Below are 15,650 nucleotides of genomic sequence, written 5' to 3'. Positions count from 1 at the left end.
TTTGATGTTCGCGTTCCTTGATTGTTCTCATCGGCGCTGACCGTATTAGAGCCCTCAGTGTTCAGCTTGTCCCAGCCCGGAGAACGGCCATGTGGGCACTCGAAACCTTGGCGATCTACCTGACACCATTCCTCATCATTGGAATCGCCGTGAAGCTTCTCATGAAGCGCTCTGCCGTTGACCTTGCCGATGTCCAAAAGCAAGCCGGAACGAAACGCAGACCGCGCAAGGTTTTTCTTTTGGGCGGTTGGCGTACCGAAGATTGAGGCTGCCCTGTTCTGATCAAGGGCGTGACGGGCATCGGACCGCCCGCGTCATGGCTCGTCGATGCGAAGCAAGTACGCGGTCGCTTTAAGAGGTGAGTAGCGGCATGATGGATGAGAAGCGAAACGAAGCGGACATCAAGTGGAGCGAGGAGGTGGGCGCGTCCATCGTAGAGGAGTTGCTGGTTGCGAATTTGATCAGGGAAGATCAGGCCGAATGGGCGCGCCAGATCGTTGCCCAAGATATCCATATCAAGCTTGTCTCTGGTTTCCGACCTCAAGATTCAAACTGAGACACTGCCAACAGTCGTAAAATCCCCGCCCCATGAACATGGGTGTCGCAAAAAACCGCGGCGGCGTTACACTTGGCCGGGCTGCAGGGACAGCGGCCGGAGTTTTCAGATGAATTCATTGAGCGAGGGGCCGAAAGCCGAGGCCATCACGGTCGTGCTGCTTGAGGACGATGCGCCGACGCTTTGGCGGCTGCAGGACGCGCTGACCAAGGCCGGTTACCAGGTGAAAGCCGCGGGTACGCTGGCGGAAGCCCGCGCCTGTCTCGCACAGGGCGCACCAAAAGTGCTGCTGACCGATCTTCAACTGCCCGACGGCCATGGCGTCGATCTAATCCGGGAAACGCGACGGCGCTTTCCCGATACCGAGATCATGGTGATCTCGATCCTCGGCGACGAGGAAAGCGTGATTTCGGCGATCACCGTCGGCGCAACCGGCTATCTGCTCAAGGACGCATTCCCGACCGACATCGCCGCCACCGTGCGCGATCTCGTCGCCGGGCATTCGCCGATCTCGGCCTCGATCGCGCGCTTCATCGTGCGGCGAACCCAGAGCACGCCCGAGCCGCCGCCCGGCCCCGCGCTCAACACCACCAAGCTGACACCGCGCGAGATCGATATCCTCTGGGGCATCGCCAAGGGTTTCAGCTACGCCGAGATCGCCAGCCATCTCGGCCTGTCGCGCCAGACCGTGCCCGGGCATATCAAGAACATCTATCGCAAGCTCGAAGTCCATACCCGGGGCGAGGCGGTGTTCGAGGCGGTTCAGCAGGGCTTGATCAAGCTGTGAACGATCACGCCGACGACGCGCAACCGGACCTGCCCGGCCGCGAGCGCCGGCGACTGCAAGCATCCCGTCTCATTCAGTATCTGCTGCTGCAGGCGGCGATCGCCGGCGCCTGCGTCGTGGCGCTGCTGCAGTCGCTGCCGGGACCGCCCGCGCAGTATCGGATGACGGCGCTTCAGCTCACCGACGCCGGCATCGAGCGTGCGGTGACGCTGCCCTATTTCTCGCCACGCCGGGATGCAATGAACGACCCGCCCCGCTTCAGCGGGCAATTCGTCCGCCCTGCCAGCGAGGCCGCGCAACCGTGGTCGGTGTTTGTGCCGCGCTTTACCAACGGCGTCGAGGTCACCGTCAACGGCGTCGTGATCCTCGACAGCCGCCGCGATCCCGCCGCCAACCGTCCCGACCGCAATACGCCGGCGATTGCGGTAATTCCGGCGTCGGTACTGCGCGATGGCGAGAATGCCATCTCGATCCGCCTGTTCATCTGGGGCCCGATCACGGGCTTTCTCGATCGCATCTGGGTCGGCCCGGATGCAGAGTTGCGTCCGAGCTATGATCTGAGGACCTTGATCTTCGTCACCCTGCCGGTGGTGTTCTCGTCCTGGCAGGCGATCCTCGCCGTCATCCTCGGCATCATGTGGGTAATGCGACGCCATGAGCCGGCCTATGGCGTGCTCGCGGCGGCGATGGCGGTCGGTGTCGGGCAGGCTTTCCTGCAAACGCCGATGGGCGAGACGCCGTTCTCCAAGCTCAACGTGATCCTGATCTCCTCCGCGCCGATCGAAAGCGCGCTGGTGCTGACCTTCGCGCTGTTGTTCTCGGGCTGGAAATGGCAGCGCTATGGCTGGATCCTTTTCATTCCTGGCGTACTGCTGGCGCTGGCCGGCCTGTTCGGCAATCAGGCGATGGTGCGCGCGCTGTTCCTGATTCTCGCGGTGCCGATGGTCGGCATCTCGCTTCTCATCATGGCCGTCGTCACGGCGCGCTCGGCGCTGAAACGGCCGAACGTCGCGAGCCTCCTGCTCGGCTGCGCGGTCACGATCATGCTGACCTGCTGGATCGCGGACCTGCTCTCGGTGTTCCAGATGACGCCGAACCGCATCTTCACCTCGCGCCTGTCCTATTCGGCGATGCTGGTCGCAATCGGCGCCGGGCTGACGTGGCGGTTTGCGCGCGCGCTGAACCAGGTCGACGGCTTTGCCGGCCGCCTCGTCAGCCAGGTGCGCGAGGCAGAGGAAAAGCTGAAGGTCAGTTTCGCCCGCGAGGAGGAGCGCGCCCGTGCGGCGGCGCTGGCGCGGGAACGCACGCGGCTGATGCGCGACCTGCATGACGGGCTCGGCGGCCAGCTCGTGAGCATCGTGGCCTTGAGCGAGCGCGGCAACGGCAGCGCTGGCATAGGCGATGCGGCGCGCGCGGCGCTGAAGGATCTGCGCCTCGTCATCGACTCCATGGACGACATCGGCGGCGACCTGATGCTGGCGCTCGGCTCGTGGCGCGAACGCGCGATGGCGCAGTTGCGTCCGCACGACATCGCACTGGACTGGCGCGCGGTGACGCCGCAGGGCGTGCCGGTTCACCCCGAGCTGCGGCCCTGGCACGTGATCCAGATCGTGCGGCTATTGGATGAGGCCGTGACCAACGCGGTCAAGCATGCCAATGCGAAGCGTATCACAGTGAGAATCGAGACGCTGGCCGGCGCCGATGGTCACGAGCGCGGCTGCATCACCGTCGAGGATGACGGCAAGGGTTTTGAGATCACGTCGGATGGCACAGCGGCAGGCGCGATAAAGGCGGCGCGCGGCTTACGCAACATGCGCAGCCGCGCTGCGCGCTGTGGCGCGGAGCTGGAATTGAGCTCCTGCGCCCAAGGAACCGATCAAGGGGCTGATCAAGGTACGCGCGTGAGATTGACATTGCCCCACCGCTTTCCCGACAGCGACGGCGCTGCCGGTTAGCTCAAATGTTTTGCCTCAGCGGCGGCCAACGCGATTGACCGGACCGCCGCGGTTCATCGGGGTGCCCGGACGGACGCCGACGCCGGGAGCACCGACGCCGACAGCGCCGACGCCGACGACCGGTGTCGCAACCACCGCTCTCGCGACCGGCGTCGGCCGCGCCACGCAGCCCTTCGGCACGCCAACCGTCTTGCAATAAACCACCGCAGCCTGGGCCGAGCTTGCGCCACCCAGCGCGAACGAAGCGACCGCCGAGAACGCTGCAAGCGTCAGACCAGCGCTCAGCCAACCTATCTTCTTCACCATGTGTCATCTCTCCCGAATAGGGCGTGCAGCTCTTTCGCGATGTGCCGATCGCGCACCGCAGCCGACGCGGGATGTACATGGTCCATCGCAGCGCGCGGCAACATCCCATGAAAAGGGTGTGAGGCTGGCGCGGGCGGGTTACGCGCGATTTCCGACGCCCATGAACATGGCATGGACCGGCGACGCGACCTCGACGAGTTTTCGCGCGCTATCAAATCCCTCCATTCTCGTCGAAAGGTGATCCATGATGAAATCAATCCATGTCGCAGCCGCAGCCCTGGTCCTGTCGCTCGCCGCCGGCTCGCTGGCGCAGGCGCAATCCGGACCGACCGCGCAGGAGCAGATGGCCTGCCGTTCGGATGCCGGAAAATTCTGCGCCGAGCATATCGGCAAGCCGCCGCAGATGAACGCCTGCCTGAAAGCGAACAAGGCAAATCTCTCGGAAGCGTGCCGCAAGGTGGTGGAATCGCGCGGCGGCTAGGACGTAACTATTGGTTTGATTTTGATGCGTGCGATGCGGGGTCTATATCGCGCGACGGTTGGGTCCCGGCCCTGCGATGCAGTGTTTCACGCTGCATCGTGTCCGGGATACGGAAAGCTACATCGCTGCGATTGCTCCGGCTGGGTCAATCCTGATCGAACAGCCTGATCCGGGGGCCTTCGATGCGCGCCGGCTCGGCGAACAGGTCTCTCGGCCCGGCCTCTTCCCGGATCCGAATGCGCCGCGGCTCGGTCTCTTCACGGATCCGGTCCTCGACAGCATCGAGTTCCTGCTCGCGCGGCTGCGGCTGACGCAGCCGGCGTTTTTCGGCCCAGCGCTGACGGCGCTCGGCGCGCCGCTGTTCGGCTGCCGCGCGCTTGAGGTCGGCATCGCGCGCCTTGGCAAACGCGTCCTGCGTCTGCGGCGCGGCGGTCCTGTCAGCAGCCTGTTCGACAGGCTTCGAAGGTTGCGGCGCCGGATGGACGGGCTGCACCGCCACTACGTTGTTGTTCGCTGCATTGTTGCTGGTCGTCTTCTCGTCGGCAGGAGCCTTGTTGGCGGGCGACGGTGCCGCGGCGGTTTGCGGCTGTTGTTGCGTCTGGGGCTGTTGTGGCTGCTGGGACTGTGGCTGCGTTTGCGCCTGCTCCTGTGCCGGCGCGGGAGGGGGAGCAGGAGCGGGATTGGCTGCAGCATGGGGCACCTCTGCCGGCGCCGCGGCGACGGGAATCGACTCCGCCGACATCCTGCGTTCCAGCTTGGAAACCGTCTGCGTCGGCGGGCTCACGACATTCGCGGCAAAATAGCCACCGCCAAGACCGGCGGCGACCGCCACGACAACGGTTCCTACCCCGGCAAAATAGGCGGTTGCTGTACGCATCGTCAGTCTCCCTCATCCTCGCGGGCAACGCGTGGCGAGGGACGATGTTCCTGTACGATGTTGTGCGTGAGACTTCTGGAACCAGCGGCCGCTTGCGTTCGCCGATCAGATCATCGCAGCGACTTTATCCAGGCCGATGATGCGGGCGAGCGAGCGGACTTCGCTCTTCTGATCTTCACGCAACTGGAACAGCAGCGGCATCGCCGCCGATTTCAATTGCTGGACTTCCGCGGAGTCGGGATCGATCGGCACGCCCGGCGCGTTCGGATTGGCCTGCCGGCCCGCATGAATCTTGCGGGCCACGGCGCGCAGCGCGGTCTCCACCGGCGGCCAGTAGGACTCCTGCGACGCGGACAGTTTCAGGCGGTCCTTGATGCCGGCGATCTGGACGTCGCTGAGGAGCGCATAGCTTTTCTGCGGCTGCGGCTTGGCGGCTGCTTTGGGCTCGGTGGCCTTGAGCTCAGGACCCTTGGGCTTGGCGGCGGGCGCAGGCACGGTGACCGGCGCGAGAGCCTGTGTCGTGGACGGAGCGGTGGGAGCCGCGATCTCCTTGGGCATGCCAAGATCGGCGGGCGAGGTCGAGGCGTAGGCCCGGCGCAGCGATTCGTTCAGCGCAGCATCCATCGGCTGGGGTTCAAGCGCGGCGGTGGCGTAGCTGACGACCGCGAGGCGATCCTTCTTGCTTTCCTTGTTCGAGACCGGAGCCTGGACGGTGGACGCCGACGCCAGTTCGAACCGGGCGGCAGGTATGCTGTCGCGGCCAACAATCGCCGTGACGGCGGCGCCGACCACGAGGAAACCGAGCAGCGCGACGATCGTCATGGTCTTGGTCAAAAAGGTCTCCATTCCCGCCGGCATTTGGCCCTTTTGCCAAAAACTGGATGACAAATGAGGCTTTACGATGCCGGCGGGCACGCCGAAGTGATCGAAAAGCTGGGAAATCGTCCCGAAGCGGCCTCGAATCAGGCCGCGGCGGCCAATTCGTAGGCTTCCTGGATGTCGGCAACGATATCGGACGCCTCCCACAGGGCGTCGGGAGCGATCGTCTGCAGGGTGACGGTCCAGTTGCCTTTGCGGTTACGGGGCATCTTGACGATGTCGAATTCGATGCCGCGGCACAGCGGATGGCGGTCGAGCGCAAAGGTCACCCGCAACCTGAGTTCTTCGAGGGTAGCCGGGGTCTTGGCAGCCAGATAGCGATCGAAATCCATTCCGCGCCCCTTCGATTTGCCGACCGGCCGGCCATGGCGGCCGACCGTCCTGTGGGGCTATTGTTGGGGCCGATATGGTTAACGGCCCGTTAAGCCTCGGAATGGCACGGGGCTGGACCCTTAAGCAGACGGCGGAAGCGGAACAGCCCGGGCATGACTGAAGCGCTATCCCAGACGACGACGGACGCGACCGGGCCGTCGGTTCGCGCCGCGCTGGTGGCGGCGATCGCGATTTCAGCCTTCACGCTGACGATCGCGATCTTCGAGCTGTCGATGGCGGACTGGCCCTCCGGCTTCGTCCTGCTCGTCATCGTGCCGCTGGTGGCGCTATTGTTCTTCGGCTGCATCGTGTGGTCGGCGACGCTGCTCGTGAAGATCCGGACCGGCGGCACGAAATTCGCCCTCCCCTTCCTGATCTGCGCGCTGACGCTCGCCATTCTCGCCTACGCGCCGCTGCACCAGATCGCGCTGCAGCAGAACTTCTACTGGCACCGGAATAATCGCGAGCGGATCGTGGCCCGGGTCGAGGCTGGCGAGCTGAAGCCCAATGTCTCCTACAACAAGAGCCTGATCGCGCTCGGCGACCGCGGGCCTAATGTGTCCGTCGGCAACGACATCGTCGTCGACGAAACGGATCAGGGCACCTATGTGCTGTTTCTGACCTCGCGCGGCCTCAAGCACTATTTCACCGGCTTCCTGCACATGCCACCGGGCAGCGATCCCAAGAACTTCTTCGAGTTCAAGCACAAGCCGCCGACCCAGCTCGTCCGCTACGGCGAGCGCTGGTATTTCGTGGCGAACTAGGTCGTCTTTTCGCGAAGCGAACCGCCCGCGACGGTGCCGAGCGCGATGCCGCCGATGATGAGGGCCATCGCCAGAAACAATGAAGGCTCCAGCGGCTCGTTCAGGATCGCGGCAGCGCTGACGATGCCGAGCAGCGGCGTTGCCAACAGGCACAGCGAGGTAGTCACGGCCGGCAGGCTGCGGTTCACCATGGTCATCGCCCAGTTGGCGAATGCCGTGCAGACGATGCCGCTATAGAGCATCAACGCGGCAAGACGCGCCGTCCACGCGATATGCGGCGGGCCTTCCGCGAGCCATGCGATGAGCGACAGCAACGCCGCCGCCAGCAGCACCTGCCAGAACACGAGCTGGAAGGGCGTCGAGATCCATCGGTGCGCTCGGACGTAAACGATATTGCCGGCCCAGCAGAACGCCGCGAGCAGAATGAGACCGCTGCCGAACAGCGCCTGACGGTCGCTCCAGTCCAGTGTCTGCGGATTGAAGATGACAGCAAGCCCCGCCAGGCCGAACACGATACCGAGCGCGCGGTGACGCGTGATCGGTTCAGACAGGAGCATGGCAGCGCCGATCGCAACCCAGATCGGCGTCGTATAGCCGAGCACGATCGCCCTGCCCGCCGGCACGTATTGCAGCCCGGCCGCGACCAGCGCCGAAAACGCCACCAGGTGCAGGATCGAGGTGCAGAACACCACCGGCAGGTCGCCGCGCTTCGGCACGATGAACGTCCCCTGCGCCCACAACATCGGCGCCAGCGTGGCCGCCGCAATCATGCAGCGTATCGCAGTCGCCCAAAGCGGCGGCACGTCGTGCACGATCAGCTTCGTCACCGGCCAGTTGGTCCCCCACGCCAGCACGACGCCGCTGAGCAGCACCGCCGCATTACGGGTCGAAAGTCCACTGGCCATTTCGCACGCGCCTCGTCATCAGCCGATCCGTGTTGCCTAGCCTTTCAACTGGCTCTAATGAAAGAACCAGTCTTGGTAATTTCCTAGGGCCAGTTATGGACGACCTGCTGCCCGGAATGCTGCATCTGGCGCGCGATGGCGGCGAGACGCTGACGCGCCAGCTCACCGACCAGTTGCGGCGCCTCATCGCGGACGGGCAGCTGGCGCCCGGCCAGCGCCTGCCGTCGAGCCGGCAGCTTGCCCAGTCGCTCGCGCTTTCGCGCAACACCATCTCGTTCGCGATCGAGCAATTGGCCGCGGAAGGCTATCTCTTGCTTTCCGTTGGACGCCGTCCGATCGTCGCCGAAGGCCTGTCGCTCGATCGCCGCCAGGCTTTGCGGCGGAGCAATCGCGCCGGCGATGCGCGGATCGAGCTGTCGTCCTGGGCGCGCAGGCTGCAAAGGGCGAACTGGCCGCCTGTCCATGACGGACGGCCGCGGCCGTTTCAGCCGGGACTGGCGGACGAGCGCGAATTTCCGCACGATGAATGGAGCCGCTGCCTGCGGCGCGCGGCGCGAAATGCCCCACTGCGCCGCGACCGCCCGATCAACCATCCGCCGCTGCAGGAGGCGTTGCTCGGGCATCTCGTGGTTCATCGCGGGATCAAGGCAAAGCCCGGCCAGATCCTGATCGTGCCGACGGCGCAGGCCGGCCTGACGCTGGTGGCCAACGCCCTGCTCGAACCGGGCGATCACGCCTGGATCGAAAGCCCCGGCTATGGCGGCGCGCATGTCGCATTATCGACGGCCGGCGCCACCGTCTCGGCGATCCCACTCGACGCACAAGGCATGGCCATCGCCGCGCCCAAGGAAGCGAAGAATGCGCCGCGGCTGATCTTCGTCACGCCGTCGCACCAGTACCCGACCGGGCGGCTGATGCCGATCGGCCGCCGCCTTGAACTGCTTCGCTACGCCGATGCTGCCGGCGCGTGCATTATCGAGGACGATTATGACGGCGAATTTCACTACGAGGCACGCCCGGTGGCCGCGCTGCAGGGCCTCGCGCCATCGCCGCGCGTGTTCTATCTCGGCACCTTCTCGAAAGCGACCTATGCCGACATCCGCATCGGATACGTCGTTGTATCAGAGGCGCACATCGAAACGTTCGAGCGCGCGCAGCGCCACATGGGGATGCTGACGTCGATCACCATGCAGGACGCGCTGGCCGAGTTCATCAGCGCCGGCGCCTATCTCGGTCACATCAAGAGGATGACGCGGCTCTACAAGAGCCGCCGCGACTGCATGTTGCAGGCGCTGGCCGCGGAGACCAGCGACCGTCTCGCCCTCGAAGCTCCGGCCGGTGGCATGCAATTGCTGGCAAGGTGCGATCCCCGAACCAGCGACCGGCAATTATCGGCACGGCTGCTCGAAGCTGGTGTCGTCAGCCGGCCGCTATCCAGCATGCTGTATCACCGGACCGGCGAAAAGGGCCTGTTTCTCGGCTTCGCCGCCTGGAACGAGAAAGAGATCGACCAGGCCGCGCGAATTCTCGCACGGATCGTGCGATGAGATTTGCGGGTCAAAACCGCGACCAGCTGACGACCTCCTCCATCCGAAGCCTTGCTGGACGCTGTTTAAAACGCCGTTTCAAACACCCCACTGTCATCCAATGGATGTCTGAGAGTCTAAAAGCGAACCGACACCTTGCGGCCCATTGGTATCTTGATGGAACGCAACTGGGGCCGGAACCGTGTTCGAAGTATTGATTACCAAACGAAGTCTGACAAAGTGGGAATGGCGGGTCTGTGACCGCGACGGGACGACGATTATGGGTGGGGTTGAAACCACGCGACCTGCGGCCAACTACAGAGGTAACCGGGCACTATTTCTCCTGTTATCTACCCGCTGGATATGGTGATCGCTCCAGTCGCGGGCCGTCGAGGACCACAAGCAGAGGTCGACCTCCAACCCGTCCTGTACCCGGTTCACCCTGAATGTCGACATCAGGCGTCTATGGGTAAACGCTCTAGCCCGCCGCGCGCCGGGGCATAGCATCCGAAGCGATTTCGGCCGGCGCAGGCACCTGCATCAGAATGGTTTGGCCGCCTGGCGCGATTTGGATGCCACGTTCCTGGAATCGCCGCTTCATGCGGCGATTGAATTCACGCTGCACCGGCCAGCGGCCGGCGTCGGTGCAGCGAATCTGGCCGACGATCGAGGCCATCGAGCCGTCCACCTTGTCGACGCCCCACAATTCGAGATCGCCGCGGATCAAATGCCGGTATTCGGGCTCGCTGCGCATCTCGGCGACGATGTCCTTGAGGAGCTCGCCGGCGCGGTCGGTGTCTTCCTTGTAGGACACATTGACGCTGACGGCCGCATTGCCGGCACCGCGGCTCGAATTGGTGATCGTCGTTACCGCACTGAAGGGCACGATATGCACCGAGCCGTCCCCGGCGCGCAGGCGCAGGGTGCGGATCGAAACGTTCTCCACAACGCCCGACAGGCCCGAGAGCGTGACGTTGTCGCCGACCTGCACGGTGTTCTCGAGCAGCAGGAACAGCCCGGTGATGAGGTCCTGCACCAGCTTCTGCGAGCCGAAGCCGATGGCGATGCCGACGATGCCGGCGCCGGCGAGCAATGGCGCGACATTGACGCCGATTTCGCTGAGCGCGGTCAAGCCGACCACGGTGACGATCAGGCCCAGCAGCGCCGTTCGCAGCATCGGCTGGAAGGTGCGCAAGCGTGCCGCGCGCACGTAATGGCCGTCGCGCGAGAGCGCACTGATCTGGCGATCCATCAGCGCGTTGCTGATCTCCCAGATGGCGGCAGCAGCCAGCGCAGCGATGCCGATCGTCACTACGGCAGACAGCAGCCGGCTGCCGATCTGGCCGCCGTAGAACCAGACGATGGCATCGACGCCCCAGACTTCCAGCAGCGCTACGAGGCCGATGAAGGCGATCGCCGCCGAGATGATGTTGCGGAGCAGCGGCAGATAGCGGTTGGCGCGGGCTTCCAGGCCCGGGAAACGCTGCAGCAGATCCGGGCTGATGCGGAAACCGCGATCGATCAGGCTCAGCACCAGCATGGTCGCGAGACGCACGATCAGCGCGACCGCGATGGTGCCGACGAAATACTGCAGCAGCAGCGCATAGCCATTGCGGATGTTGAGCGCCCACACCGCCCACAGCGCGAGATCGAGCGCGATCGCAAGATAGTGCCACAGGCCGGCGATGCGGTTACGCGCCCTCGCCGCAACGCCATCGCGACCAGCCGGCGCGCGAATGGCGTCAGCGACCGGCTTCCGGCATTGCAGGATAATGACGACGATGAAGAGGTGCACGACCAGCATCACCAGGCGCAGCAGCGCGGCGTAGCCGGCGCGGTGCAGGCCCAGCAGCAGCGCCACATTGGCGAACGCGATGCCGGAGACGCCGACGGCGACGATGCGCCGTGCCCAGATCTCGATATAGGCCGCGGTCTCGGCGCGAACGCGAAACAGGCCGAACGGCCCGGCCAGCGCCCGCACCACACAGATCAGCACACGCGACAGCGCATAGGCGTTGATAACAGCCAGGATCACCAGGCGGGGTGTCGGCAGATCGCCGATCTCCGTGCCCAGGAGCATCGTGGCGATGCCGAGAAAGACGAGCACCGGCAGCAGTTCGAGCATGAGACGCCCCAGCACGAAGGGCAGCCTGATCAGCGACTGCCAAGCGCGCGCCAGGCCGAGGCGCCGCCGCTGCAACTCGGGCGCAGGCGTGACATCGGCCACGGACGAAGGCGGATCGGCGATAGCCAGCGTCTGCACCGGCGCGCGCGCCGCTTGCGGCAGCCGCGCTTCCAGGAGCGCCACCGGCCGCTTGATCAGGCGGAAAACCAGCCATTCGGCGGCAAGAGCGCAGAGGAACACCAGCGCCAGCTTCCACGCGATATCGAACAATTGATGATAGGCTGACGGATCCTGGGCGGTGCGCAGAAACCACCAGTAGAACGCGCGATAGTGCGTCAGCGTGTGCGCGATGTCGACGACCTCGCGCGAGATCGCGCGAACCTGTTCGGACACCATCAGCAGGAGCTGCGCGCCCAGGCTGTCTGCCTCCAGCGGAACGGCGGATTTGTTGTCGGCTGCGGCTTGCGGCTGCTGCGGGGCATTGGCGACCGCGCGTAGCGTCTCGATCATCTCGGCGCGCTTCTTGTCGTCGGAAAGCGTTTCGAGCGCCCGGTTCGCCTGATCGGGCGTCAGCGCGCCGGCTCTGTCAGCGGCGGCGGCAGCCGGTGGAGCGGCGGGCTGAGCGAAGGCCGGGAGGGAAAGCAGCGCGCAGGCGAGGAGAATCGACGGCAGGAGCTTGTGCGACACGAAGACCTCTTTGAAAAAATGCGCCCGACAGCGAAACCGGAACCGGCCTCGCCTTCGCGCGCGCGTCATGTCGGATCGGGTCGTTTTCGCCGTGATCTTGTGTCGGAAGTTTGCCACTGCGGCGGTTTTCTCTTGGCATTTAATCCCGATATCGCGCGTGACCGCCAGAGTTCCGCAATGGCTGCGAGTTGATTGAGAGGCGCGATGCCTTCGTCCTAGCCAAGTCGTATGTGAGCCGAAGCTTCGCGATACTCAGCCACCGTGCGCGCGATCATCTCGTCGGCATCGAGCAATTCGCCGACGCCGGACACGGCATGCCCCGCGCTCCAGATATCCTTCCAGCGCTTCGGGCGATTCTCGCGCGCGCCGATGTCGATATCCTCAGCGATATCGATCGCGCCACGCTGCGGCAGATTATCGGGATCGAGGCCGGCGGCCTCGATCGACGGGCGCAGCATGTTGGTCTGCAATCCCGTGAACGCCGTGGTGAGCAGGATATCGTCGGCGCTGCTGGTGACGAGCATGTGCTTGTATCTCTCATCCGCCATGCTCTCGCGGGTGGCGATGAACTTGGTGCCCATATAGGCGAGATCGCAACCGAGCGCCTCCGCGGCCCGCAAGGCGTGGCCATCGGCGATGCCGCCCGCCAACACCAGCGGCCCATCGAAGAAGGCGCGCACCGCGCGTACGAACACGAAGGGATTGAGCCATCCGGTCTGCCCGCCGGCGCCGGCCGTCAATAGCACCAACCCGTCGGCGCCGGCAGCGACGGCGCGCTCGGCATGGCGGATGGATGCGACATCGGCAAACACCAGCGCGCCGGCCTCATGCAGCGGTTCGATTACCGGCGCCGGCGAACCGACCGAGGTGATCACCATTTCTGGCCGGTGCCGCAGCAGGACTTGCAGATCCTGCGCCAGCCGCGCATTGGAGCGGTGCACGATCAGGTTCGCACAGACCGGCGCGGCGGGCTTGCCGCTGACATCCGAATGCGTCTTCAGCCGGCCATCGATGTCCGTCAGCCATTCATCGAGCTGTTCGGGGCTTCGGCAATTCACCGTCGGAAACGCGCCGATCACGCCGTTGCGGCAGGCGGCTACCACCAGTTCGACACCGGAGACGAGAAACATCGGCGCGGCGATCAGCGGCAGGCTGAGGCGGTCGCGAAAGCGCGAGAGCAGATCGGCGGATGGCAAGGCGTTTCTTCCCGGCTTGAGCAGCGCATCTGTTGTGCTAGCGTGATGGACACATTGGCACGGACGAAGGCCAATTACAAAACAGCGGGAGGAAGAAGATGAGCAATTCGCTCTATGCGTTTCCGGCGGCGTGCGAGCAGACCTTGCGGGCGCTGGCGCGCTACCCCGAGCGCACTGCGTTCGCCTGGCCGGCCGGATCGATCACCTATCGCGGCGCGACCGACATGATCGGGCGCATGCAGGCCGTGTTCATGCAGCTCGGCTTTGCGCCCGGTACCCGCGTCGCCTTTCTCACCGCCAACCGCGCCGATACTTGGTGCGCCGGCTGCGCCGCGCAATTGTCGCGGTTCGCGATCACCTGGCTGCATCCTTTGGGTTCGCTGGACGATCAACTGTTTCAACTGGAAGATTCCGAAGCGCAGATGCTGGTGGTGGACGGGGTGACGTTCCGCGATCGCGGCGGCGAGCTTGCTGCCAGGGCGTCGGGCCTGAAGACCGTCTTCACACTTGGCCCTGCAAGCTACGGCGCCGACCTCTTGCAGGCGATCGAGAGCGCTGGCAGCGCCACGGCGCGTAGCTTCGCCCAGACCGACGATATCGCGACCCTCAATTACACCGGCGGCACGACCGGTAAATCCAAGGGCGCGCTGCGCCATCATCGCGAGTACGGCAGTTGGGCCAATGCGATCCTCGCCGACTTCGAAATCCCAGATACGCCGCGTTATCTCACCGTCGCCCCGATCAGCCACGTCGCGGGCACGAAGGTGCTGCCGACGCTGATGCGGGGCGGCACCGTGCACATGATGAAGGGGTTCGATCCCGAGGCGGTGTTCAAGACCATCGAGCGCGAGAAGATCAACTTCACGCTGTTCGTGCCGACGATGATCTACGTCATGCTTGATCATCCCGCGCTCGACAGGACCGACCTCTCCTCGCTCGAACTGCTGCTGTATGGCGCCTCCGCGATGTCGCCGAGCCGGCTGGTCGAGGGCATCGAGCGGATCGGGCCGGTGTTCTCCCAGCTATACGGCCAGACCGAATGCTATCCGGTGTCGGTGCTGCGCAAGAAGGACCACGATCCGAGGACGCCGGAGCTGTTCCTGTCCTGCGGCTTCCCGATCGCGGCGTGCCAGGTCAAGATACTGGATCATGACGACCAGGAAGTCGCCACCGGCGAGGCCGGCGAGATCTGCGTGCGCGGCACGCATGTGATGGCCGAATACTGGAAGCGGCCGGAAACCACGGCCGAGACGCTGAAGAACGGCTGGCTGCACACCGGCGACATCGCGCGCGTCGATGAGCGGGGCTACATGTTCATCCTCGACCGCAAGAAGGACATGATCGTCTCCGGCGGCTTCAACATCTTTCCGCGCGAGATCGAGGATGTGCTGTCGCAGCACGCCGACGTCGCGATGGTCGCAGTCGTCGGCGTGCCCGACGACAAATGGGGCGAGGCCGTCACCGCCGTGATCGTCGCCCGCGAAGGGGCGCGGCCGAACGCCGACGAGTTGATCAACCTCGTCAAGGCGAAGAAGGGTCCGGCGCATGCGCCCAAGCACATCAAGTTCGTCAGCGAGTTGCCGATGACCGGCGTCGGCAAGGTCGACAAGAAGGTGCTGAAGGCCGGCTTCTGGACCGGCCGGGAGCGGATGGTGGGATAGCTGCCTTCGGCCAGGGCAAGCGAGCCGCGGCGATGGGCCGGTCCGGCCGGTTAGTTTACCGGCTGCGGAAAATCGCGGATGTCGGCGGCGACGTTCGGAAACTCTTTCGTCAGAAGCTCCGGCGTGCCGAGTTCGACATCGGCTTGTATCACCCCCGGCCATTCCGTGCTGGCGCCGAGGAACCAGCGCTTGCTGCCGATGATGCGCGCCGTGTGAAAGGTGTTGCCCGGTATCAGCAACTGCACGCGGTGGCCCGCTCGCAGATCGGGCCCGACGATGACGTGCTCACCCTGCCCGTGCAGCAGCAGCACCTCGATCGGATCTCCGAGATAATAGTGATACAGTTGATCGTTGCGGATCCGGTGCAGCCGCACCGGCGCCTGCGGCGTTACCATGAAGTACAGCGCCGACCCCAACGGGCGCCCATCGGCGAACGGCGCCGGCAGTCCGCCTGGAGCGATTTCCTGCGTCGCGCGATAGGTCTCGCGGACGAAGCCGCAGGTGGCATTCGGCTCAAGGCTGAGCAGCTTCAGAACTTCATCCGCCGTCATGTCGCTGGTCATTGTGCTACCC

Annotated in this window: 16 protein-coding genes; 8 read left to right on the top strand and 8 right to left on the bottom strand. The window is 64.8% G+C overall.

Annotated elements, in window-relative coordinates; all coding sequences use genetic code 11:
• Positions 1-89: 89 nt before the first annotated feature.
• The 4 genes from CQ12_RS44955 to CQ12_RS09555 all read left to right on the top strand — a co-directional run bounded on the left by CQ12_RS44955 (position 90) and on the right by CQ12_RS09555 (position 3,298).
• A complete protein-coding gene (locus CQ12_RS44955; RefSeq protein ID WP_198164106.1) occupies positions 90-266 on the top strand; it encodes a hypothetical protein in 177 nt (58 codons plus the stop codon).
• Between the two features lie 104 nt (positions 267-370).
• On the top strand, positions 371-556 hold the full coding sequence (locus tag CQ12_RS09565) for a hypothetical protein (RefSeq protein ID WP_057835053.1): 186 nt from the start codon (positions 371-373) through the stop codon (positions 554-556).
• Between the two features lie 109 nt (positions 557-665).
• Positions 666-1,343: a response regulator gene (locus CQ12_RS09560; RefSeq protein ID WP_057835052.1), complete on the top strand. Its 678-nt coding sequence runs from the start codon at positions 666-668 to the stop codon at positions 1,341-1,343.
• Positions 1,340-3,298: a sensor histidine kinase gene (locus CQ12_RS09555; protein WP_057835051.1), complete on the top strand. Its 1,959-nt coding sequence runs from the start codon at positions 1,340-1,342 to the stop codon at positions 3,296-3,298. The genes CQ12_RS09560 and CQ12_RS09555 overlap by 4 nt, the downstream gene beginning before the upstream one ends.
• A gap of 15 nt (positions 3,299-3,313) precedes the next feature.
• Here CQ12_RS09555 and CQ12_RS09550 read toward each other — a convergent pair whose 3' ends face one another.
• A complete protein-coding gene (locus CQ12_RS09550; protein ID WP_057835050.1) occupies positions 3,314-3,604 on the bottom strand; it encodes a hypothetical protein in 291 nt (96 codons plus the stop codon).
• A 244-nt stretch (positions 3,605-3,848) separates the two neighbouring features.
• Between CQ12_RS09550 and CQ12_RS09545 the strand changes: the two genes are divergently transcribed.
• Positions 3,849-4,085, top strand: a complete 237-nt coding sequence (locus CQ12_RS09545; protein WP_245309824.1) for a cysteine rich repeat-containing protein — start codon at positions 3,849-3,851, stop codon at positions 4,083-4,085.
• A 145-nt stretch (positions 4,086-4,230) separates the two neighbouring features.
• On the opposite strand, the gene CQ12_RS09540 is transcribed toward CQ12_RS09545, so the two are convergent.
• The 3 genes from CQ12_RS09540 to CQ12_RS09530 form a co-directional block, all read right to left on the bottom strand.
• Positions 4,231-4,917, bottom strand: a complete 687-nt coding sequence (locus CQ12_RS09540) for a hypothetical protein (protein ID WP_157088095.1) — start codon at positions 4,915-4,917, stop codon at positions 4,231-4,233.
• A gap of 150 nt (positions 4,918-5,067) precedes the next feature.
• Positions 5,068-5,796, bottom strand: a complete 729-nt coding sequence (locus CQ12_RS09535; protein ID WP_057835113.1) for a hypothetical protein — start codon at positions 5,794-5,796, stop codon at positions 5,068-5,070.
• A 128-nt stretch (positions 5,797-5,924) separates the two neighbouring features.
• Positions 5,925-6,173, bottom strand: a complete 249-nt coding sequence (locus CQ12_RS09530; RefSeq protein ID WP_057835048.1) for a hypothetical protein — start codon at positions 6,171-6,173, stop codon at positions 5,925-5,927.
• Between the two features lie 153 nt (positions 6,174-6,326).
• On the opposite strand from CQ12_RS09530, the gene CQ12_RS09525 reads away from it, so the two are divergent.
• Positions 6,327-6,977 (top strand): hypothetical protein, encoded by a 651-nt coding sequence (locus CQ12_RS09525; protein WP_057835047.1) that lies wholly within the window; start codon positions 6,327-6,329, stop codon positions 6,975-6,977.
• On the opposite strand, the gene CQ12_RS09520 is transcribed toward CQ12_RS09525, so the two are convergent.
• Positions 6,974-7,882 (bottom strand): DMT family transporter, encoded by a 909-nt coding sequence (locus CQ12_RS09520; RefSeq protein ID WP_057835046.1) that lies wholly within the window; start codon positions 7,880-7,882, stop codon positions 6,974-6,976. The two genes, CQ12_RS09525 and CQ12_RS09520, sit on opposite strands and share 4 nt — an antisense overlap.
• A gap of 95 nt (positions 7,883-7,977) precedes the next feature.
• Here CQ12_RS09520 and pdxR point away from each other — a divergent pair, with 95 nt between their 5' ends.
• Positions 7,978-9,429, top strand: a complete 1,452-nt coding sequence (gene pdxR, locus CQ12_RS09515) for a MocR-like pyridoxine biosynthesis transcription factor PdxR (RefSeq protein WP_057835045.1) — start codon at positions 7,978-7,980, stop codon at positions 9,427-9,429.
• 457 nt (positions 9,430-9,886) lie between these two features.
• Here pdxR and CQ12_RS09510 read toward each other — a convergent pair whose 3' ends face one another.
• Positions 9,887-12,220: a mechanosensitive ion channel domain-containing protein gene (locus CQ12_RS09510; RefSeq protein ID WP_057835112.1), complete on the bottom strand. Its 2,334-nt coding sequence runs from the start codon at positions 12,218-12,220 to the stop codon at positions 9,887-9,889.
• A gap of 215 nt (positions 12,221-12,435) precedes the next feature.
• The gene (locus CQ12_RS09505) at positions 12,436-13,416 is read right to left on the bottom strand and encodes an NAD(P)H-dependent flavin oxidoreductase (RefSeq protein WP_057835044.1); all 981 of its coding nucleotides are present in this window, start codon (positions 13,414-13,416) and stop codon (positions 12,436-12,438) included.
• A 98-nt stretch (positions 13,417-13,514) separates the two neighbouring features.
• On the opposite strand from CQ12_RS09505, the gene CQ12_RS09500 reads away from it, so the two are divergent.
• Entirely contained in the window at positions 13,515-15,077 is a 1,563-nt protein-coding gene (locus CQ12_RS09500) for an AMP-binding protein (RefSeq protein ID WP_057835043.1), read from the top strand.
• Between the two features lie 50 nt (positions 15,078-15,127).
• On the opposite strand, the gene CQ12_RS09495 is transcribed toward CQ12_RS09500, so the two are convergent.
• Positions 15,128-15,640 carry a cupin domain-containing protein gene (locus tag CQ12_RS09495; RefSeq protein ID WP_057835042.1) on the bottom strand — a complete coding sequence of 171 codons (513 nt, stop codon included), beginning with the start codon at positions 15,638-15,640 and terminating at the stop codon, positions 15,128-15,130.
• Between the last annotated feature and the right edge of the window lie 10 nt (positions 15,641-15,650).

This window comes from Bradyrhizobium jicamae (genome assembly GCF_001440395.1).
Classification (GTDB): domain Bacteria; phylum Pseudomonadota; class Alphaproteobacteria; order Rhizobiales; family Xanthobacteraceae; genus Bradyrhizobium; species Bradyrhizobium jicamae.
This window is presented reverse-complemented; position numbering and strand designations above follow the sequence as displayed.